The 18,750-nt window shown below is 72.7% G+C and carries 22 protein-coding genes; 9 read left to right on the top strand and 13 right to left on the bottom strand.

Annotated elements, in window-relative coordinates; all coding sequences use genetic code 11:
- Positions 1-48 precede the first annotated feature (48 nt).
- From OIM89_RS05860 to OIM89_RS05840, 5 genes are all read left to right on the top strand, one after another.
- Complete coding sequence (locus OIM89_RS05860) at positions 49-912, top strand: AraC family transcriptional regulator (RefSeq protein ID WP_030699027.1); 864 nt, start codon at positions 49-51, stop codon at positions 910-912.
- A 140-nt stretch (positions 913-1,052) separates the two neighbouring features.
- The gene (locus OIM89_RS05855; RefSeq protein WP_047471823.1) at positions 1,053-1,823 is read left to right on the top strand and encodes an AzlC family ABC transporter permease; all 771 of its coding nucleotides are present in this window, start codon (positions 1,053-1,055) and stop codon (positions 1,821-1,823) included.
- Positions 1,820-2,128 (top strand): AzlD domain-containing protein, encoded by a 309-nt coding sequence (locus OIM89_RS05850; RefSeq protein WP_175458123.1) that lies wholly within the window; start codon positions 1,820-1,822, stop codon positions 2,126-2,128. The genes OIM89_RS05855 and OIM89_RS05850 overlap by 4 nt, the downstream gene beginning before the upstream one ends.
- A gap of 28 nt (positions 2,129-2,156) precedes the next feature.
- Positions 2,157-2,351, top strand: a complete 195-nt coding sequence (locus tag OIM89_RS05845; RefSeq protein ID WP_003951246.1) for a DUF3046 domain-containing protein — start codon at positions 2,157-2,159, stop codon at positions 2,349-2,351.
- Positions 2,352-2,531: 180 nt separating this feature from the next.
- Positions 2,532-3,770, top strand: coding sequence for an AI-2E family transporter (locus OIM89_RS05840; RefSeq protein WP_030699025.1), 1,239 nt, complete (start codon positions 2,532-2,534; stop codon positions 3,768-3,770).
- Here the strand turns inward: OIM89_RS05840 and OIM89_RS05835 are convergent.
- From OIM89_RS05835 to OIM89_RS05815, 5 genes are all read right to left on the bottom strand, one after another.
- Positions 3,767-4,858, bottom strand: a complete 1,092-nt coding sequence (locus OIM89_RS05835; RefSeq protein ID WP_264491053.1) for an IS630 family transposase — start codon at positions 4,856-4,858, stop codon at positions 3,767-3,769. The genes OIM89_RS05840 and OIM89_RS05835 overlap by 4 nt on opposite strands.
- Before the next feature lie 33 nt (positions 4,859-4,891).
- On the bottom strand, positions 4,892-5,362 hold the full coding sequence (locus OIM89_RS05830) for a dihydrofolate reductase family protein (RefSeq protein ID WP_226964503.1): 471 nt from the start codon (positions 5,360-5,362) through the stop codon (positions 4,892-4,894).
- The gene (locus OIM89_RS05825) at positions 5,359-5,484 is read right to left on the bottom strand and encodes a hypothetical protein (RefSeq protein ID WP_264296882.1); all 126 of its coding nucleotides are present in this window, start codon (positions 5,482-5,484) and stop codon (positions 5,359-5,361) included. The genes OIM89_RS05830 and OIM89_RS05825 overlap by 4 nt, the downstream gene beginning before the upstream one ends.
- The gene (locus OIM89_RS05820) at positions 5,481-6,098 is read right to left on the bottom strand and encodes a dihydrofolate reductase family protein (RefSeq protein WP_226964504.1); all 618 of its coding nucleotides are present in this window, start codon (positions 6,096-6,098) and stop codon (positions 5,481-5,483) included. The genes OIM89_RS05825 and OIM89_RS05820 overlap by 4 nt, the downstream gene beginning before the upstream one ends.
- A 135-nt stretch (positions 6,099-6,233) precedes the next feature.
- Positions 6,234-7,178: a LysR family transcriptional regulator gene (locus OIM89_RS05815; RefSeq protein WP_226964505.1), complete on the bottom strand. Its 945-nt coding sequence runs from the start codon at positions 7,176-7,178 to the stop codon at positions 6,234-6,236.
- Positions 7,179-7,363: 185 nt separating this feature from the next.
- On the opposite strand from OIM89_RS05815, the gene OIM89_RS05810 reads away from it, so the two are divergent.
- The 3 genes from OIM89_RS05810 to recX all read left to right on the top strand — a co-directional run bounded on the left by OIM89_RS05810 (position 7,364) and on the right by recX (position 10,311).
- Entirely contained in the window at positions 7,364-7,912 is a 549-nt protein-coding gene (locus OIM89_RS05810; RefSeq protein ID WP_030699021.1) for a sugar O-acetyltransferase, read from the top strand.
- 545 nt (positions 7,913-8,457) lie between these two features.
- Positions 8,458-9,582, top strand: coding sequence for a recombinase RecA (recA, locus tag OIM89_RS05805; RefSeq protein WP_030699020.1), 1,125 nt, complete (start codon positions 8,458-8,460; stop codon positions 9,580-9,582).
- A gap of 6 nt (positions 9,583-9,588) precedes the next feature.
- Positions 9,589-10,311 carry a recombination regulator RecX gene (gene recX / locus OIM89_RS05800; protein WP_195730268.1) on the top strand — a complete coding sequence of 241 codons (723 nt, stop codon included), beginning with the start codon at positions 9,589-9,591 and terminating at the stop codon, positions 10,309-10,311.
- A 58-nt stretch (positions 10,312-10,369) separates the two neighbouring features.
- On the opposite strand, the gene OIM89_RS05795 is transcribed toward recX, so the two are convergent.
- From OIM89_RS05795 to OIM89_RS05765, 8 genes are all read right to left on the bottom strand, one after another.
- Positions 10,370-10,783, bottom strand: coding sequence for a rhodanese-like domain-containing protein (locus OIM89_RS05795; RefSeq protein ID WP_030699018.1), 414 nt, complete (start codon positions 10,781-10,783; stop codon positions 10,370-10,372).
- Between the two features lie 710 nt (positions 10,784-11,493).
- Entirely contained in the window at positions 11,494-12,081 is a 588-nt protein-coding gene (locus OIM89_RS05790; protein WP_264491052.1) for a cysteine dioxygenase, read from the bottom strand.
- Between the two features lie 125 nt (positions 12,082-12,206).
- Positions 12,207-12,323, bottom strand: a complete 117-nt coding sequence (locus OIM89_RS29845; RefSeq protein ID WP_313770233.1) for a putative leader peptide — start codon at positions 12,321-12,323, stop codon at positions 12,207-12,209.
- Between the two features lie 167 nt (positions 12,324-12,490).
- On the bottom strand, positions 12,491-14,110 hold the full coding sequence (locus tag OIM89_RS05785; RefSeq protein WP_247860092.1) for an FAD-dependent monooxygenase: 1,620 nt from the start codon (positions 14,108-14,110) through the stop codon (positions 12,491-12,493).
- A 210-nt stretch (positions 14,111-14,320) separates the two neighbouring features.
- On the bottom strand, positions 14,321-15,238 hold the full coding sequence (locus OIM89_RS05780) for an amino acid ABC transporter permease (RefSeq protein WP_047471490.1): 918 nt from the start codon (positions 15,236-15,238) through the stop codon (positions 14,321-14,323).
- Entirely contained in the window at positions 15,235-15,900 is a 666-nt protein-coding gene (locus tag OIM89_RS05775; RefSeq protein WP_030698747.1) for an amino acid ABC transporter permease, read from the bottom strand. The genes OIM89_RS05780 and OIM89_RS05775 overlap by 4 nt, the downstream gene beginning before the upstream one ends.
- A gap of 94 nt (positions 15,901-15,994) precedes the next feature.
- Entirely contained in the window at positions 15,995-16,828 is an 834-nt protein-coding gene (locus tag OIM89_RS05770; protein WP_030698748.1) for a glutamate ABC transporter substrate-binding protein, read from the bottom strand.
- 160 nt (positions 16,829-16,988) lie between these two features.
- Entirely contained in the window at positions 16,989-17,771 is a 783-nt protein-coding gene (locus OIM89_RS05765; protein WP_023416661.1) for an amino acid ABC transporter ATP-binding protein, read from the bottom strand.
- A 278-nt stretch (positions 17,772-18,049) separates the two neighbouring features.
- Between OIM89_RS05765 and OIM89_RS05760 the strand changes: the two genes are divergently transcribed.
- Positions 18,050-18,748, top strand: a complete 699-nt coding sequence (locus tag OIM89_RS05760; protein WP_047471488.1) for a response regulator transcription factor — start codon at positions 18,050-18,052, stop codon at positions 18,746-18,748.
- Positions 18,749-18,750 lie beyond the last annotated feature (2 nt).

The following is an 18,750-nucleotide window of genomic DNA, read 5'->3' as shown; positions in this document are numbered from 1 at the left end:
CCGTGGACACGCAGGTCACGCGCGGTACGGACGGCGCACCATGGACCCATGGAACGGCAGGACGCCCCCGACACGCCCGAGCAGCGGCAGGCCGCGCGCGAGTGGGCCCGGCACTGGAGCTGGGCGCCACTGCCCGGCCTCGACCTGCTGCGCGCCCGCTACGTCCGCCACACCTTCCCCCGCCACAGCCACGAGGGCTACACCCTCGGCGCCGTCACCCACGGCGTGGAACGCGTCGAGCTGCCCGGCACCACCCTGCACGCGGGCCCCGGCACCCTCGTCATGGTCAACCCGGAGGTCGCCCACGCCGCCCGCGCCGGTACCCCCGAAGGCTGGGCGTACGCCACCCTCTACCCCTCCCTCGGCCTGGTCCGCGAGGTCGCCGACGCCACCGGCCACCCGCCCGGCACCCCCGTCTTCGACCGGCCCCTCGCCGACGACCCCCGCTCCGGCCGCCTCGTCCGCGCGGTCCACCGCGCCGTCGAACAGGGCGACGCCCTCGCCGCCGACACCCTCCTGCGCGTCCTGCTCGCCCGCCTCCTGAACCTCTACGGCACCACCGCGCCCCGCGCCGTCCCCGCCTCCGCCGGCCGGGGCACCGCCGCCCGCGCCCGGCTCCTGATCGAGGAGCGGCTGACCGACCCGCCCTCCCTGGAGGAGCTCGCCCAGACCCTCGGCAGCAGCCCCTTCGCCGTGCTGCGCGCCTTCAAGGCCGCCTACGGCATGCCCCCGCACACCTGGCTCACCGACGCCCGGGTCCGCCGCGCCCGCGCCCTCCTCCACTCCGGCGCCACCCCCGCCGAGACCGCCACCGCCGTCGGCTTCACCGACCAGCCCCACCTCAACCGCCACTTCACCCGCATCGTCGGCGTCACCCCGGGGGCGTACCGCAAGGCCCGCCGGGCTGGGTGAGGCGGCGGCGAACGGGGCGCGCCCCGCGACGCCCCGTACGGGGCGCGCGACCTGCGCGAACGCCCACCACGCCGGGCGGCCCCCGGAGCGCGCAAGAACGTACAAGACGGCCCCGCCCCGCGCCCCGTACCGTCCGGGACGTGGCTGAACAGACGACCCCCACCGACCCCGCCGGGCCCCCGCCCGGCGACCCCGCCCCCGGCACACCCGCGCCCCTCGCCGCCGGCGACCGCCAGGTGATCCGCGACGCGCTCGGCGTCGGGATCGCCGTCGGACTCTCCGGCTTCGCCTTCGGGGCGACCGCCGCCGGGGCCGGGCTCACCGTGGCCCAGGCGTGCGCGCTGAGCCTGCTGGTCTTCACCGGCGCCTCCCAGTTCGCCCTGGTCGGCGCCCTGGCGGCGGGCGGCAACCCCTTCACCGCCGCGGCCGGCGCCTTCTTCCTCGGCGCCCGCAACGCCTTCTACGGACTGCGCCTCTCCCAGCTCCTCGCCCTGCCCCGCGCCGCGCGCCCCTTCGCCGCCCACTGGGTCATCGACGAGAGCTCCGCCGTGGCACTCGCCCAGCGGGGCCGGCGCCACACCCGCCTCGGCTTCCTCGTCACCGGCGCCACCCTCTACGCCCTGTGGAACGTCACCACGCTCCTCGGCGCCCTCGGCGCGGAGGCGATCGGCGACACCGGCGCCTGGGGCCTGGACGCCGCGGGCCCCGCCGTCTTCCTCGCCCTGCTCGCCCCCATGGTCCGTACCGCCCGCGAGCGCGTCACCGCCGCGGCCGCCGTCCTCCTCGGCCTCGGGCTGCTGCCCGTCCTGCCCGGCGGCGTCCCCGTCCTCGTCGCCGCGCTCGCCGCCCCCGCCGTCCTGTGGGCCGAAGGCCGCCGCAGGCCCCGTCCCTCCGAGGAGAGCCCCCGATGACCGTCTGGATCGCCATCGCGCTCACCACCGCCGGCTGCTACGCGTGGAAGCTCGTCGGGCTCCTCGTCCCCGCCGGGGTCCTGGAACGCCCCCTCGTCCGGCGGCTCGCCGCCCTCGTCCCGGTCGCCCTGCTCGCCGCCCTCACCGCCCAGCAGACCTTCGCGCAGGGCACCACGCTCACCCTCGACGCCCGCGCGGCCGGGCTGGCCGCCGCCGGGATCGCGCTGCTGCTGCGCGCCCCGTTCCTCGTCGTGGTGGGCGCCGCCGTCGCCGTCACCGCCGGACTGCGGGCCCTCACCGGCTGACCCGCGGCCGGGGCGCGATACTGGACCCATGCGGCTGACGGTTTTCTGGGAACTCATGGCGGACCACTTCGGAGCGGGCTACGCCGAGACCTTCGCCCGCGACCACGTCATGGCCGAACTCGGCGGGCGCACCGTCCACGAGGCGCTCGACGCGGGCTGGGAGGCGAAGGACGTCTGGCGCGCCGTCTGCACCGCCATGGACGTCCCCGCCGAGCGCCGCTGACCGGGCCCCGGGCGCCGTCCGGGCGCCGATGTGACCCGGACGACCTGCCGGGTGGTCCCCAGCCGTCCGCCGGTGGGCGAGACTGACCCCGTGTCATCGACAGACGAGAGCGCGAGCCCCGCCGACCGCCCCGCCACCGGCCCCGTACCGGAGCCCGACCGGCCGCCCCTGGGCTCGGCCATGCCCCGGTGGCTGCCGCGTGCCATGGTGATGGCGCTGGCCCTCGTCGCCGTCTTCCAGCTCGGCACCTGGGCGTTCCACCAGCTCACCTCGTTGCTGATCAACATCCTGATCGCCTTCTTCCTCGCCCTCGCCGTCGAGCCGGCGGTCAGCTGGATGGCCGCCCGGGGCATGCGCCGGGGCCTCGCCACCGCCGCCGTCTTCCTCGGCCTGCTCGTCGCGAGCGCCGGTTTCGTCACCCTGCTCGGCTCGATGCTGGCCGGGCAGATCGTCGACATGGTCGAGGACTTCCCCGAGTACCTCGACTCGGTCATCAGCTGGACCAACGAGACCTTCCACACCGACCTGTCCCGCCTGGAGGTCCAGGACAGCCTGGTCCATTCGGACTGGCTGCGGCGGTACGTGCAGAACAGCGCCACCGGTGTCCTGGACATCTCCGCGCAGGTCCTCGGCGGCCTCTTCCAGCTGCTGACGCTCACCCTCTTCGCCTTCTACTTCGCCGCCGACGGGCCCCGCCTGCGCCGCGCCCTGTGCTCGGTCCTGCCGCCCGCCCGCCAGGCCGAGGTCCTGCGCGCCTGGGAGATCGCTGTCGACAAGACCGGCGGCTACCTCTACTCGCGCGGCCTCATGGCGCTGATCTCCGGCGTCGCCCATTACGTCCTGCTCCAGTGGCTCGGCGTGCCCTACGCCCCTGCCCTCGCCGTCTGGGTCGGCCTGGTCTCCCAGTTCATCCCCACCATCGGTACCTACCTGGCCGGCGCCCTGGCGATGCTCATCGCCTTCACCGTCGACCCCTGGTACGCCCTGTGGGTGCTCGGCTTCGTCGTCGTGTACCAGCAGTTCGAGAACTACATGCTCCAGCCGAAGCTGACCGCGAAGACCGTCGACATCCACCCCGCCGTCGCCTTCGGCTCCGTCATCGCCGGCACCGCCCTCCTCGGCGCCGTCGGCGCCCTGATCGCCATCCCCGCCGTCGCCACCCTCCAGGCCTTCCTCGGCGCGTACGTCCGCCGCTACGACGTCCACGACGAGGCCCGCGTCAGCGGCCACCGGCGCCGGGCACCCGGCCCCGTCCTCCTCCGCGTCCGCAAGGCCCTGCGCCTGCCCAACGAGGAGACCGCCGGCCCGGACGTCATCACCCCCTCCGAGCCGCTCCCCGGCGAGGAGGGCGGGGCGACCCGGGCGGAGCCCGGCGGCGAACGGCCGGAGGACCGCGAAGATCCGCCGGACAGAACCTAATGACCTGAGTCAGAGATTCGACGGCAGTAGGCGGCGACTTTGTCGAGGATCTCGTCGGCTGTCCTGGTCCAGTGGAAGGGTCTGGGGTGTTCGTTCCAGTCGGCGAGCCAGGCCCGGATGTCGCGTTCGAGGGCCTGGACGGAGCGGTGGACACCGCGCTTGAGCTTCTTCTGCGTCAGTTCGGCGAACCACCGCTCGACCAGGTTCAGCCAGGACGCGCTGGTCGGCGTGAAGTGCAGGTGGAACCGTGGGTGGGCCAGGAGCCACTTCTTGATGTCGGGTGTCTTGTGGGTCGCGTAGTTGTCCAGGATCAGATGAATCTGGAGGTCGGCCGGGACCTCCTTGTCGAGTTTGGCCAGGAACTTCTTGAACTCCGCCGCCCGGTGGCGGCGGTGGAGGGAGCCGATGACCTTGCCGGTGGCGACTTCGAGGGCGGCGAAGAGGGTGGTGGTGCCGGCCCGGACGTAGTCGTGGCTGCGGCGTTCGGGAACACCGGGCATCATCGGCAGGACCGGCTGGGGCCGGTCCAGGGCCTGGATCTGCGACTTCTCGTCCACGCACAGGACGAGTGCCTTCTCCGGCGGGTCGAGGTAGAGGCCGACGACGTCGCGGACCTTGTCGATGAACAGCGGGTCGGTCGACAGCTTGAACGTCTGAGCCCGGTGCGGTGCCAGGGCGAACGCCCGCCAGATCCGCGAGACGGTTGACTGCGACATTCCCGTCGCCGCTGCCATCGACCTCGTCGACCAGTGGGTCGCGTTCTTCGGCCTTTCCTCGAGCGTCTTGACGATGACCCGTTCGACATCGGCATCGGTGATCTTCCGCGGGACACCGGGCCTCGGGTCGTCGCACAGGCCGTCCAGGCCGCGCTCGATGAACCGGCGCCGCCAGGTGCGGACCGTGTCCGGAGCGATCCGCAGCCGACGGGACACCTCCATGATCGAGTGGCCCTCGGCGCACTCCAGCACGATCCGCGACCTCTGGGCCAGGGCCTGGGCCGTCGTCCGGCGCCGCACCCAGCCCTCCAGCACCACCCGCTGGGCATCAGTGACCGACAACGGCGGAATCTTCGGACCTGGACGGCTCATGCCCGACTAACGACGAATCTCTGACTCAGGTCACTAGCCCTGGCCGCCGGGGAGCGGGCGGTACCGCAGGTTCACCTCGCGGGCCGGGTCGTCGCCGTTGAGCAGGGCGAGGCGGACGGGGGCGCCGCCCGGGTTGTCGAAGAGCCGGACGCCGTCGCCGAGCAGGACGGGCGCGACGTGCAGGTCGATCTCGTCGATCAGGCCGCGTTCCAGGAGCTGCCGTCCGACGGTGGGCGAGAAGACCTCCAGGTTCCCGCCGCCCGCGGCGTCCAGTCCGATCCGCACCGCCTCGGCCACGTCGCAGCTCAGGAAGGTCACCCCCGGCACCTGCCGCGCCTCCCCGGGGTGGTGCGTCAGTACGAAGAGCGGCCCGTGCCACGCCCCGCCGTAGACCGCGCCCGGCTCCGGGTACGCGTCCCAGCCCTTCCGCCCGCCCAGCACGGCCCCGGTCGTCGCCACGTACTCCTCGACGATGCCCGGCCGGGAGGCGGTGACCCCCGTCACCAGTCCATCGAGTGCTCCGGCCCTGCCACGAAGCCGTCCAGCGACATGGAGAAGTGCCAGAGCACCTTTCCCCGAGCCTGCTGCGGCCCGGTGTCCGGCAGCGGTCTGCCCGGCGCCGTCACCGGAGCACCTCGTACGTCAGGTGGGTCGCCGTCGACGTCGGGGTCACGCTCCGCTGCACCAGCGTGCGCGGGGCCGCACCGGTGAACAGGGGCGTTCCCGCGCCCAGGACGACCGGGGCGAGGTGCAGGGAGACCACGTCCACCAGCCCGGCGTCGAAGGCCGAGCGGATCGTGGCGGCGCCGCCCATCAGGACGGTGTCCAGTTCGGTGCCGCTCCTCTCCGACGCCTCCTCGGCCCGCTCCCGCGCGGCGGCCACCGCGTCGGCCAGCCCCGTGGTGACGAACGTCCAGTCCAGCCCGGTCAGCCGCAGCGAGGCGGGCAGCGCGCTCGTCACGACGACGAAGGCGGGCCGGCCGGCCTCCCCGGCGCCGTAGCCGACCTCGTCGCTCCAGCCGCCGGGACCGTCGACCACGTCGAAGAGCCGGCGGCCGAGGAAGACGGCGCCCGAGCGCGCGGTCGCCTCACCCAAGATCCGCCGGTCCTCGGGGTCCTCGGAGAACGCCCAGGTGTGCAGGGCCTCGCCTCCCGTACCCAGGCCGCCCGCCGGGCCGGGGTCCGGTCCCGTGACGAAGCCGTCGAGCGAGACGGAGATGTCAGCGATGATGCGCGTCATACCGGGGAAGACCTCCTTCGACGACCGAACTCATCGGTCCCAGCAGTCCCGACGGTCATACGCGAAGCGGGCCCCGGCACCGGGGAAGGCGCGCCCGGAGCAACCGCACGCGGCCCCGGCTACGGACCGGAACGGTCATCCTCGGTCCGTAGGCCGGCTCCACTCCGGAACCCAGACGCCACCCCCGGTCCGGACGGGGCGGGCGGCGGTCAGATGGTCCCGCAGGTCGGCCAGGGACGGGTGGGGGTTGTCGGTGCGCCAGATCAGGCAGTGGGGGTAGACCGGGGTCGGGTCCACCAGGGGGATGCGGCGCAGGGCGTGCCCGGCGGGCCAGACCAGCGGGGTCTGCTCGCTGACGAAGGTGGCCAGCGTCGTGGACCCGGCGATGGTGTCGAGCAGCGGCTCGATGCCGAAGTCCGGGCCGACCGTGTCGACGACGAAGCCGAAAGCCTCCGCCAGTGCCTCGTAGTAGGCGGTCCACTCGGTGCCCGGGGCGTTCCCGGGCATCCAGATCCGGTGGCCCGCGAGCTGGGCGGGGGTGATCGCGGGAGCGTCGGCGTACGGGTGGCCCGGCCCGGTGAACAGGTGCACCGGCTCGTCGAGGACCGGGGTGGCCACCACTCCGGGCGGGAGCCGGTGGCCCGGCGCGGTCACCGCGCGGAACGTCGCGTCGACGGCTCCGTCCCGCACGGCGGCGACGGCCGTGTCGGAGTCGAAGAGCGTCACGACGTCCAGTTCCGTGCCGGGGTGGGCCCGGTGGAAGCCGCGCAACAGGCCCGCCAGCGAGAGCTGCCGCCCGATCACGTCGACGCGCAACGCCCTGCTGCCCGGCCGCACCGAGGAGACGGCCCGCTCGGCGGCCTGGAGCAGTCCGCGGGCGTGGGGAAGGAACGCCTGCCCGTCGACGGTGAGCCGTGCTCCCCGCGCGTCCCGGACCAGGAGCCGGACCCCGAGCTCCTTCTCCAGCGCAGCGACGCGCTTGGACACCGCCTGGGGCGTGATCGACAGATCGGCGGCGGCGTCCTGGAACTGGCCGGCGTCCACGACGGCCACGAAGGTACGCACGGCGGTGACGTTCATGCCGGTCATCCTAGGTCCGGCCGAACAACCATCGGTTGATCGAGTGAGGGCCCGGCGTTGTTTGAACCGGACCTGCACCGGGCGGTTTGATGACGTGATCGATCCCAGGCCAACCCCTGGTTGATCCGGCCTCCGCCTGCCGCCGGGTGCCGACCCGGCTCTCCAGCCCCTCGTGAGGAATCCCCATGCCTGATCAGGACCGGCTCTACGTCCGTACGCCCGAGTTCGCGCGAGTGGCTGAGCGGATCGCCCACGTCACCGCCCTGACCTCGCGGCTCAACGTGCTGCCTTTCGACGACGAGGCCGGCCGCGCCGCGCTCCTGACGGAGATCCTCGGCAGGCCGCTCCCCGCCACCGCCACCCTCTACCCGCCCTTCCACACCGACCACGGGCTGCGCATCGAGGTCGGTGAGCACGTCTTCGTCAACCAGGGCTGCACCTTCTTCGACCAGGGCGGCATCCGGCTGGGCGACGGGGTGCTGATCGGCCCGCGGACCAGCCTCATCTCCTCCGACCACCCCCTCCCGGCCTCCGAACGGCCGGACTACATCACCCGGGCCCCGGTGACCGTCGAGGCCGGCGCGTGGCTCGGCGCGGCGGTCACGGTCCTCCCCGGCGTCACGATCGGACGGGGTGCGGTGGTCGGCGCCGGGTCCGTCGTCACCAAGGACGTCCCACCGCACACCCTGGTCACCGGAGAGGCCGCGTCCGTGCGTAAGCGGTGGGAGGGGTGAGCCGGGGCGGCAGCCCGTGCGGGCACCGGTCGCGGTCGCCTCGGCACCCGACCCGGGGGCCTGGCTCTCCCGCTCGCTCGGGGCGGACTGCCCGGAGAGGTTGTTCCACCTGAAGCCGCCCTGCCGGTCAGGGGGCGCACGGGCCCGGCCGAGCAGGACCCTGAGGACCTTGTCGCAGGTTGGCCGGCATCTGCCTGATGGCCCGCTCGGAGGGGCCGCTTCACCACGGGGCCGCGTTCGTCGGTCGCCGGCGGCGTGGACCGATCGCTCGGTAAAGGTCTGACATCGTCCGGCGAGGCCCCGACCCGGTCGGTCAGAGGCTGCCGACAACTCGGCACGGACGGCCCCGCGCGCCCCGTGTGGCACGCTTGACACGAAAATCGAACATCCATTCTTATGAAGAATCTGGCGATGCGGCGCCTGGGTTTCCGGCAGTTCGGGGGCGGAGTTATCCACAGCCGCGAGGGCGTCGAGGCGCATTGTCAGTGCCAGGCGTTAGCGTTTTCGACGTGAAGCGAACGACTCAAGCAAATCGGGTGGAACCCATGGCTGGAACCGACCGCGAGAAGGCGCTCGACGCCGCGCTCGCACAGATTGAACGGCAGTTCGGCAAGGGCGCCGTCATGCGCATGGGCGAGCGGCCGAACGAGCCCGTCGAGGTGATCCCCACCGGCTCGACCGCGCTGGACATCGCCCTCGGCGTGGGCGGCCTGCCCCGCGGCCGTGTCGTCGAGGTCTACGGCCCGGAGTCCTCCGGCAAGACGACCCTGACCCTGCACGCCGTGGCCAACGCCCAGAAGGCCGGCGGTCAGGTGGCCTTCGTCGACGCGGAGCACGCGCTCGACCCGGAGTACGCCAAGAAGCTCGGCGTCGACATCGACAACCTCATCCTGTCCCAGCCGGACAACGGCGAGCAGGCGCTGGAGATCGTCGACATGCTGGTCCGCTCCGGCGCGCTCGACCTGATCGTCATCGACTCCGTCGCCGCCCTGGTGCCGCGGGCCGAGATCGAGGGCGAGATGGGCGACTCCCACGTGGGTCTCCAGGCCCGCCTGATGAGCCAGGCGCTCCGGAAGATCACCAGCGCGCTCAACCAGTCCAAGACCACGGCGATCTTCATCAACCAGCTGCGCGAGAAGATCGGCGTGATGTTCGGCTCCCCGGAGACGACGACCGGTGGCCGCGCCCTGAAGTTCTACGCCTCGGTCCGGATCGACATCCGCCGCATCGAGACGCTCAAGGACGGCACGGACGCGGTGGGCAACCGCACCCGCTGCAAGGTGGTCAAGAACAAGGTCGCCCCGCCCTTCAAGCAGGCCGAGTTCGACATCCTCTACGGCCACGGCATCAGCCGCGAGGGCGGCCTGATCGACATGGGCGTGGAGCACGGCTTCGTCCGCAAGGCCGGCGCCTGGTACACCTACGAGGGCGACCAGCTGGGGCAGGGCAAGGAGAACGCCCGCAACTTCCTCAAGGACAACCCCGACCTGGCCGACGAGATCGAGCGCAAGATCAAGGAGAAGCTCGGCGTCGGCGTGCGGCCCGACGCGGCCGGATCCGAGGCGGCTGCCGACTCCGCGGCCACCGAGGAGTCCAAGGAGGCCAAGTCCGTGCCCGCTCCGGCGGCCAAGGCGACCCGGGCGACCAAGGCCGCGGCGGCCAAGGGCTGATCCGCCGTGGCGCAGTGGGCCCGGCGTCCGGACGCCGACGATCACCCGCAGGAGCAGGGCGCGTCCCTGCCCGGCCCCCCGTGGTCCGATCCGGACGACGGGGGAGCCGGACCGGAGGGTGACCCGGCCGGTGCGGGGGCCGGCCGGCGGCGTGGACGCGGACGCCGCCGGGACGCCGGTACGACCGGTGGTTCCTCCTTCCCGTCGAGGGCCGGGAGGGAGGAGCCACCTCAGGACCCGGCAGAGCGCGCCCGCGCCATCTGCCTGCGCCTGCTGACCGGAACGGCCCGCACCCGCAGCCAGCTCGCCGAGGCCCTGCGCAAGCGGGAGATCCCCGACGAGGTGGCCGACGAGGTGCTGACCCGCTTCGAGGAGGTAGGCCTGATCGACGACGAGAAGTTCGCGGACGCCTGGGTCGAGTCCCGCCACCACGGGCGGGGCCTGGCCCGGCGGGCACTGGCCCGGGAGCTGCGCACCAAGGGCGTCGACGCCGCCGTGGTCGACGAGGCGGTCTCCAAGCTCGACCCCGAGCAGGAGGAGCGCACCGCCCGCGAACTCGTCGACCGCAAACTCCGCTCGACCCGCGGCCTCGACCGGGACAAGCGGCTGCGACGGCTCGCGGGGATGCTCGCCCGCAAGGGGTACGGGGAAGGGTTGGCGCTGCGGGTCGTGCGCCAGGCGCTGGAGGAAGAAGGGGAGGACGTGGAGGAGCACATGTGGGGGGAGTGACCGGCGTGATCCGCGCGATCGCGTCGCCACGCCGGTCAGGGCCCCGGCACGCCGCTGATCAGGGAGCGGCGGGCGCGGTCACGGGCAGACCCGCGGCGCGCCACGCCTGGAAGCCACCGACGAGGTCGGTCGCCCGGAACAGGCCGAGATCGTGCAGGGAGGCAGCGGCCAGACTGGAGGCGTAGCCCTCGTTGCAGAGGATGACGATCTCGCGGTCGTGCCGGTCCGCCTCGGGCAGCCGGTGACTGCCCTGCGGGTCGAGCCGCCACTCCAACTCGTTCCGCTCGACGACCAGGGCCCCCGGGATCAGACCATCCCGGTCGCGGAGGGCGGCGTAGCGGATGTCCACCAGGAGCGCCCCCCGACGGGCGGCGTCCTGCGCCTGATTCGGGGTGAGTCGGGCCAGGCGGGAGCGGACGCGTTCCAGGTGGGTGTCTATGGGGACGGGGGTGGTGGGGGTAGTGCGGGTGATGGAGGACCTCGGCGGTGTAGGGGGTGCGTGAGTGTGACCGGTGGCGTCGTAGGTGGGGGCCGTCGGCTGGGGGCGGGCGGTCGTGATCGAGGGGGTGCCTGACGGGGTGTTGCCGGGTGGGTCTGTGGGGCAGGCCGCGGGGGCATTCGTGGGCGTGTCCGGGGAAGCCCCTGGGGGGCCGTTCGATGTGGCGTTCGTGGCGAGGCCGTCGGTGGGCGTGCTCGGGGAACCGCTGGTGGGCTCGTTCGATGTGGCGTTCGTGGCGAGGCCGTCGGTGGGCGTGCTCGGGGAACCGCTGGTGGGCTCGTTCGTGGGGCCGTTCGCTGCGACGGGGCGGGTTGGCGTGCCGGGGGAGTCGCCTGCGGATTCGTTTGCGGCGGTGTTCGTGGCGAGGCCGTCGTAGCGCCTGTCCGGGGAACCGCTTGGGAGCTTGTCCGTGAGGTCGGCGCCGGCACGGTCCGCCGTGGCGTTGCCGGTGGGCGTGGTCGGGGAACCGCTTGCGGATTCTGCTGTGGCCGCGTTCGTGGCGAGGCCGTCGGTGGGCGGGCCGGTGCGGCCGTCCGTGGTGGCGGGGGGCGGGACCGGGTGCCCGGGTGCCGTTGTGCTCGCTGAGGGTGCTTCGGGCTGGGCGGGACGGTGGGCCGGGGAGGCGGGGGAGGGGAGGGGGGAGGGGGCCCCCGGAGAAGCCGAACTCGGCAAGGAATAGACGCTCACTGCCAGTCCTCCGGACGTTCGATCTGCTCCAGCCTCAGCGCCTGCCCCGAGCGGCTGTAGCGACGCATCAGGGGGAGCGGCGGGTAGTAGGCGTGTACCGAGACGGCGTGGGCGTGGTCGGCGGTGTTGAGGACCTGGTGGAGGTGGTGCGGGCCGAAGGCGCGTCCCTGGGGCGGGCTCAACTCCCTTGTCCGGTCGATGCCTTCGGGGAGTTCCAGCGTCGTTCCGGTCCTGCCTTCGGTGGGGAGCCGGTGGGCGAGGGAGTCCTCGCGGAGGCTGCCCGCTGCCGTGGCGAACGCGCCGTACGAGCCGCCGTGGTCGTGCCAGCCGGTGCCGGTTCCGGGTGGCCAGCCGATCAGCCAGGCCTCGCTGCCGCCCGGCCCGTCGAGGCGGAGCCAGGTGCGGCCCTCCGGGTCGAGGGGGAGGGTGGCGACGAGGGCGGTGTCGGCGGCGGCGCGGCGGACGAAGGCGAGCAGTTCGGCCTGGCCGGGGCCCTCGGTGGTGTGGGCCGCGGGCGTCCCGGAGGTGGGAGAGGGGAGAACCGGAGCGCCGGCGGGGGCGACCGGGGGAGGGAGAGGGGACACGTGTGCCGTCCGGAGATTCGCTGAGGACGTACGGGCGGCGGCGCGCGGACCACGGGAAGAGCCGTGTGCGCGGGGCGGTGAGCCACGGGGCGCGGCGGCCTCGTACGAGGAGAAGGGGGGCGAAGTCAGCAGCAGGGGCGACACACGCAGCCCGCGTAGCGGACGAGGTCCATATGGACCCTCCGCCACAGGCGCGTCTCGGTGTCGGTCACGTTCCGGAGTAGACCACGGGGGCGGACCATGGCCAACCGGGTGTCCAGGGCCTGGCGGGGGCGCGGCCCGCACGCTCGCCGGCGGTGGACGGACGGGCGCCCAACGCGCCTACGACGTACGGGCCTTGGGGGATACGGATCGGCGCGGACCGGCAGGGACGGGCAGGTGTACGCCGGTGAACCGCGCGCCCCGCCCCTCAGCGTGCCGCCCGGGCCGCTTCCTCCCGGGTGCCCGCGTCCGCCCCGCACACGGTGCGTGCCGCCGCGCGGAGCTGGGACTCGTCGACGCCGCTCAGGGCGAGGGCGAGGTGGCCGTCGGGGCGGACCAGGAGGACGGTGTGGGCGGCGGCGCCGGGGTAGGTCTCGGCGACGAGGAGTTCGGCGGGCTGGGGGAGGCCGGCGACGGCCTCGGCGAGGCGCGGCATGACTCCGGCCGTCATCCAGTGCCGCCGGTCCCAGACCCCGGTGCCGGGCGCGACCAGGACCACCAGCAGGGCGGTGCGGCCCAGGCGGTCGCGGAGCCGGACCGTCGAGCCGTCCTCGGCGGTGACGGGCACGTCGGTGACCAGGTCGCCCACGCCCGCGTCAGCGCTGGTGCGCGGGTGGGGTGGTGCCGGGGTGAGCGGCGAGTGGAGGTGGGCGGGGGGTGCGCCGAGCGGGCCCCGGCCGAGGTGGCCGTCGCTGTGCAGCGCCTCGTGGCCGCGCGCGGAACCGGGCAGCAGGGGGCGCAGCGGGGAGCCGCCGCGCAGTATCGGCAGTGACTGGTCGGCCGCGCGCAGCCGGGAGGCGACCACGGCTCGGCGCTCCTCCTGGTAGCTGTCGAGGAGTTCCGGCGCGGCGTGCCCGTGGCGGACCAGGGCCAGTTTCCAGGCGAGGTTGTCGACGTCCCGCAGCCCTTCGTCGACGGCGGGGGTGCCGAGGGCACCCAGCAGGTGCGCGGCGTCCCCGGCGAGGAGGACCCGGCCCGCGCGCCAGCGCCGGGCGAGGCGGTGGTGGACGGTGTACACGCCGGTGTCGAGGAGGTCGTAGGGCGGTGTGGTGCCGTCGGTCCAGCCGGCCAGGGTGGCCCGTACCCGTGCCACCAGTGCCTCGGGGGTGACGAGTTCGCCGCCGGGCGGCAGCAGCCAGTCGATGCGCCAGCGCTCGCCGGGGAGCGGCCGGGCGGTGACCTCGGTGCCACCGCCGCGCCACGGCGGGTTGCGGTGCAGGATCTCCTCGCCGGCGAACGGCAGGGTGCAGCGGACCGCGGCGACGGCGTGCCGTTCCACGGCGGTGCGGCCGGGGAAGCGGACGTCGAGGAGTTTGCGGACGGTGGAGCGGGGGCCGTCGCAGCCGATCAGGTGGCTGCCGCGCCAGGTCGACCCGCCGGACCCGGCCGCCGTGCCGCCGGTGCCGGCCGTGCTGGTGTGCGCGGTGACGCCGCCGCTGTCCTGCTCCAGGTGGTCGAGGCGGGTGCCGCGGACCAGGCGGGCGAGGGGTTCGCGGGCGAGGGCGTCGCGCAGGGCCCGGGTGAGGGTGTGCTGCGGCAGGTGGAGCGGGGCGGGCAGTGCCTCGTCGAAGGTGTGGGCGGCCACTTCCTGGCGGCGGCGCAGGGAGCGTACGCCGGCCAGCCGGGTGCCGCTCCGGGTGAAGCCGGTGCCGGCGAGGCGGGCCGCGAGTGCCGCCGTGTCCTCGCGCAGGACGACGGTGCGGGCGAAGCGTTCCTCGTCGGGGCCGGTGGACTGGTCGAGGAGGAGGGTGGGGACCTCGTGGCGGGCGAGCGCCAGCGACAGGGCGAGCCCGGCGGGTCCCGCCCCGACGATGATCACCGGGTCCACGGAGCCGCCTCCCGGGGTGCCTCAGGGGCAGGTGAGAGGGGTGGGGCGGGGCGGGAACTGGCAGCTGGAGCCCGGTGCGCGATCACAGAACGTATGCAACCCATTGCCGCTGTCCACGTCAAGCGACGAAAGGCGGCGACATGATCGTCGCCGCCTTTCGCGGGCTGCGGCCGCCGAGGTGGGGCGTCCGGTCAGGGGTGGTGCGGCTGCTCAGACGGCCGATCCGCCGGCGCCGCCGTCCGGACCGGTGCCGAGCCGGGCCTTGGCGCCCACCGTCTTGGCGTCCTCGATGGCCGCCGCGCCGAGCACGGCGCCGCTCGACTTCTTCCTGTTGCGCAGCCACTTCTCCAGCCAGGAGGCGAAGGTGGTGAGGATCAGGTTGAGGACCACGAAGATCACGGCCACCACGATGAAGCTCGGGATGGTGTTGCCGTAGAAGGCACTCATGGTGCCGCGCGAGCGGAGCAGCTCGGTGAAGCCGATCATGGCGCCGCCGAGCGCGGTGTCCTTCACGATGACGACCAGCTGGCTGACGATGGCGGGGAGCATCGCGGTGACCGCCTGCGGCAGCAGGATGAACCGCATCGTCTGGCTCTTGCGCAGGCCGATCGCCCGGCCCGCCTCGGCCTGGCCGCTGGGCAGCGAGAGGATGCCGGCCCGGACGATCTCCGCGAGCACCGAGGCGTTGTACAGGACGAGGCCGGTCACCACGGCGTACAGCGGGCGGACGTCCGGCTCGACGGAGCCCGAGTACAGCTCGTTGGCGAAGACCATCAGGATGAGGACCGGGATGGCGCGGAAGAACTCCACGACGGTGCCGGCGGGTATCCGCACCCAGGCGTGGTCGGAGAGCCGGGCGATGCCGAAGACCGCGCCCAGGGGCAGGGCGATGATCATTGCCAGGGCGGCGGCCTTCAGGGTGTTGCCGAGGCCCGGCAGCAGGTACACGGTCCACGAGGAGGACTCGGTGAAGGGCTTCCACTTCGCCCATTCGAGGTGGCCCTTGTCGCCGAGGGCGGAGACCAGCCACCAGACGCCGGCCGCCAGCGCGACGGCGAAGACGACGGAGACGATCAGGTTGCGCGCCTTGGCGCGCGGTCCCGGGGTGTCGTACAGAACGGAGCTCATCGCTTCACCGCCAGCCGCTTGCCCAGCCATCCCAGCAGGAGGCCGGTGGGAAGTGTCAGGATCACGAAGCCGAGGGCGAAGACGGCGGTGATCAGCACCAGTTGCGCCTCGTTCTCGACCATCTCCTTCATCAGGAGGGAGGCCTCGCCGACGCCGATCGCCGCCGCGACCGTGGTGTTCTTGGTCAGCGCGATCAGGACGTTGGCCAGCGGGCCGATCACCGTGCGGAACGCCTGCGGCAGCACGATGAGGGTGAGCACCTGGGTGAAGTTCAGCCCGAGCGCGCGAGCCGCCTCGGCCTGGCCCACCGGGACGGTGTTGATGCCGGAGCGCACCGACTCGCAGACGAACGCGGCGGTGTAGGTGCTCAGTCCGAGGACCGCCATCCGGAAGGCGATGTCCTTGACGCCCTCGCCGCCGAGGGTGAGCCGGAAGGTGTCGGCCAGGCCCAGCGAGGTGAACACGATGATGACCGTCAGCGGAATGTTCCGGACGATGTTCACGTACGCCGTGGCGAAGCCACGCATGAGGGGCACGGGACTGACCCGCATCGCGGCCAGCACGGTGCCCAGGATCAGGGAACCGGCGCCCGAGAGAAGGGTGAGCTTCACCGTCACCCAGAAGGCCCCGAGCAAGTCATAGTCTTGAAGAAAGTCGAACACGATCTCCCGCGCTCTCGCATGTTGGGCGGCTCGGCACGCCGCCCGGGTCGGGGCGGCGTGCCGGCAGGACTGGGGTCAGAGCGACCAGGGGCCGCTACTTGACGACCTTGCCGATCTTCGGGGCGGGCTCGTTCTTGTAGTTCGCCGGGCCGAAGTTGGCCTCGACGGCCTTGTCCCAGCTGCCGTCCTCGACCATCTTCTCGAGGGCCTTGTTGATCTTGTCCTTGAGGTCGGAGCCCTTCTTGACGCCGACGCCGTAGTTCTCGTTGGAGAGGCTGAGGCCCGCCAGCTTGAACTTGCCCTTGTACTGCTCCTGCGCGGCGTAGCCGGCGAGGATCGAGTCGTCGGTGGTCAGGGCGTCGACGGCACCGGTCTGGAGACCTTCGAGGCACTCGGAGTAACCGCCGTACTCCTTGAGCTCGGCGCCCTTGGCGAACTTCTCCTTGACGTTCTGCGCCGAGGTCGAGCCGGAGACCGAGCAGAGGATCTTGCCGTTGAGGTCCTCGGCCTTGGCGATCTTGTCGTCGGAGCGGATCAGCACGTCCTGGTGGGCCAGGAGGTACGGGCCGGCGAAGTCGACCTTGGCCTCGCGCTCGTCGGTGATCGAGTACGAGGCGGCGATGAACTCGACGTCGCCGCGCGAGAGGGCGTTCTCGCGGTCGGCGCTCGGGGTCTCCTTGAACTCGATCTGCTTCTCGGTGTAGCCGAGCTCCTTGGCCACGTAGGTCGCGACGTCCACGTCGAAACCGGTGAAGGTGCCCTGCGGCGTCTTCTGGCCGATGCCGGGCTGGTCGAACTTGATGCCGACCTTGATCGTCTTGCCGTCGCTCTTGCCGCTGTCCTCGGACTCGCCCGACCCGCAGGCGGTGGCGGTCAGGGCGAGGGCGAGGACGGCGGCCGAGGCGGCCGAAACCTTGCGGAGGTTCATCGTGGAGATCCTTTGCGTAGTCAGAGGGTGCGACAGCGTGTACGCCGGCGGGTGCGGGGCCCTCCCGGAGGGGAGTGGGGTGTCGGCCCGTGGGGAAGGGCGGCCGTGGGCCCCCGGAACAGGTCCCGGGGGCCTGCTGGCCGGTCTCCTCGGGGGAGGCTCAGTGGTGCAGGATCTTCGAGAGGAAGTCCTTCGCCCGGTCGCTGCGCGGGTTGGTGAAGAACTGCTCGGGGGTCGCCTGCTCGACGATCTGGCCGTCCGCCATGAAGACCACGCGGTTGGCCGCGGAGCGGGCGAAGCCCATCTCGTGGGTCACGACGACCATCGTCATGCCGTCCCGGGCGAGCTGCTGCATGACCTCCAGCACCTCGTTGATCATCTCCGGGTCGAGCGCGGAGGTCGGCTCGTCGAAGAGCATCACCTTCGGCTCCATCGCCAGCGCGCGGGCGATGGCCACCCGCTGCTGCTGGCCGCCGGAGAGCTGGGCCGGGTACTTGTCGGCCTGGTTGGCCACGCCCACCCGGTCGAGCAGGGCCCGGGCCGACCGCTCGGCCTCGGCCTTGTCCTTCTTGCGGACCTTGATCTGGCCCAGCATCACGTTCTCGAGCACCGTCTTGTGCGCGAAGAGGTTGAAGGACTGGAAGACCATGCCCACGTCGGCGCGGAGCCGGGCCAGTTCCCGGCCCTCGGCCGGGAGCGGCTTCCCGTCCAGGGTGATGCTGCCGGAGTCGACCGACTCCAGGCGGTTGATCGTGCGGCACAGCGTGGACTTGCCCGAACCCGAAGGGCCGATGACGACCACGACCTCGCCCCGGGCGATGGTCAGATCGATGTCCTGGAGCACGTGCAGCGCACCGAAGTGCTTGTTCACATTGCTGAGCGCGACCAGTGCGTCTGCCTCTGCCGCGGGAATGGTGTCCTTGGTCACCGATACGTCACTCATCGGGGTCTTGCTCCATCCTCCTCGGTTGGGGAGGACAGTAGTCACGCAGTGCGATCACCGTCATTACATCTGAGCGGAAATTGAGCATAACGATCCGGCTTCAACCGGACACACGCCGTGAACGGGACGGTCTCCTCGCGTACCGGGTGGATAACGGAACAAGCCCGTGACCCGAAGGCTCTTGACGCGCACCCCCGCGATCCGCGTGGATGCTCAGTACCCCCAGGGGCGGCGCCGGCCGCCGAGGACGCGACCCAGAGCTACCGAGGAGGCCGGCCGTGAGACTGCTACTTGTCGAGGACGACAACCACGTCGCGGGCGCCCTCTCCGCCATCCTGTCCCGCCACGGCTTCCAGGTGACCCACGCCCGCAGCGGCGAGGAGGCGCTCAAGGCCCTGCTCCCCGCCGGCGGCCCGCCGTTCGGCGTCGTCCTGCTCGACCTCGGCCTGCCCGACCAGGACGGCTACGAGGTCTGCGGCAAGATCCGCGCCCGCACCTCCGTCCCGGTCATCATGGTCACCGCCCGCGCCGACGTCCGCTCCCGCATACACGGACTCAACCTCGGCGCCGACGACTACGTGGTCAAGCCCTACGACACCGGGGAACTCCTCGCCCGTATCCACGCCGTGGCCCGCCGCAACCAGCCCGGGGACGCCGAGGGCACAGCCGCCCCCGCACCCGGCACGCTGGTCATCGGTGCCGTCCAGGTCGATCTGCCCACCCGGCGCGTCAGCGTCGACGGCGAGGTCGTCGCGCTGACCCGTAAGGAGTTCGACCTGCTCGCCCTGCTGGTGCAGCGGCCCGGGGTGGTCTTCCGCCGTGAGCAGATCATCAGCGAGGTGTGGCGCACCAGTTGGGAGGGGACCGGCCGGACCCTGGAGGTGCACGTCGCCTCGCTCCGCTCCAAGCTGCGCCGCCCCGCCCTGATCGAGACGGTCCGCGGAGTCGGCTACCGCCTCGTCGACCCCGGCGCGTAGCC

This window comes from Streptomyces sp. BI87, assembly GCF_025957665.1.
GTDB lineage: Bacteria > Actinomycetota > Actinomycetes > Streptomycetales > Streptomycetaceae > Streptomyces > Streptomyces albidoflavus.
Note: the sequence above shows the minus strand (reverse complement) of the source record. Positions and strands in the feature narration are given on the sequence as shown.

Coding starts and splice junctions, on each gene's coding strand:
- recA (WP_030699020.1), top strand. CDS start 8,458: ATGGCTGGAACCGACCGCGAGAAGGCGCTCGACGCCGCGCTCGCACAG.
- OIM89_RS05860 (WP_030699027.1), top strand. CDS start 49: ATGGAACGGCAGGACGCCCCCGACACGCCCGAGCAGCGGCAGGCCGCG.
- OIM89_RS29845 (WP_313770233.1), bottom strand. CDS start 12,323: ATGGTCCGCCCCCGTGGTCTACTCCGGAACGTGACCGACACCGAGACG.
- OIM89_RS05845 (WP_003951246.1), top strand. CDS start 2,157: ATGCGGCTGACGGTTTTCTGGGAACTCATGGCGGACCACTTCGGAGCG.
- OIM89_RS05815 (WP_226964505.1), bottom strand. CDS start 7,178: ATGAACGTCACCGCCGTGCGTACCTTCGTGGCCGTCGTGGACGCCGGC.
- OIM89_RS05850 (WP_175458123.1), top strand. CDS start 1,820: ATGACCGTCTGGATCGCCATCGCGCTCACCACCGCCGGCTGCTACGCG.
- OIM89_RS05840 (WP_030699025.1), top strand. CDS start 2,532: ATGCCCCGGTGGCTGCCGCGTGCCATGGTGATGGCGCTGGCCCTCGTC.
- OIM89_RS05835 (WP_264491053.1), bottom strand. CDS start 4,858: ATGAGCCGTCCAGGTCCGAAGATTCCGCCGTTGTCGGTCACTGATGCC.
- OIM89_RS05780 (WP_047471490.1), bottom strand. CDS start 15,238: ATGAGCTCCGTTCTGTACGACACCCCGGGACCGCGCGCCAAGGCGCGC.
- OIM89_RS05765 (WP_023416661.1), bottom strand. CDS start 17,771: ATGAGTGACGTATCGGTGACCAAGGACACCATTCCCGCGGCAGAGGCA.
- OIM89_RS05810 (WP_030699021.1), top strand. CDS start 7,364: ATGCCTGATCAGGACCGGCTCTACGTCCGTACGCCCGAGTTCGCGCGA.
- OIM89_RS05820 (WP_226964504.1), bottom strand. CDS start 6,098: ATGACGCGCATCATCGCTGACATCTCCGTCTCGCTCGACGGCTTCGTC.
- OIM89_RS05770 (WP_030698748.1), bottom strand. CDS start 16,828: ATGAACCTCCGCAAGGTTTCGGCCGCCTCGGCCGCCGTCCTCGCCCTC.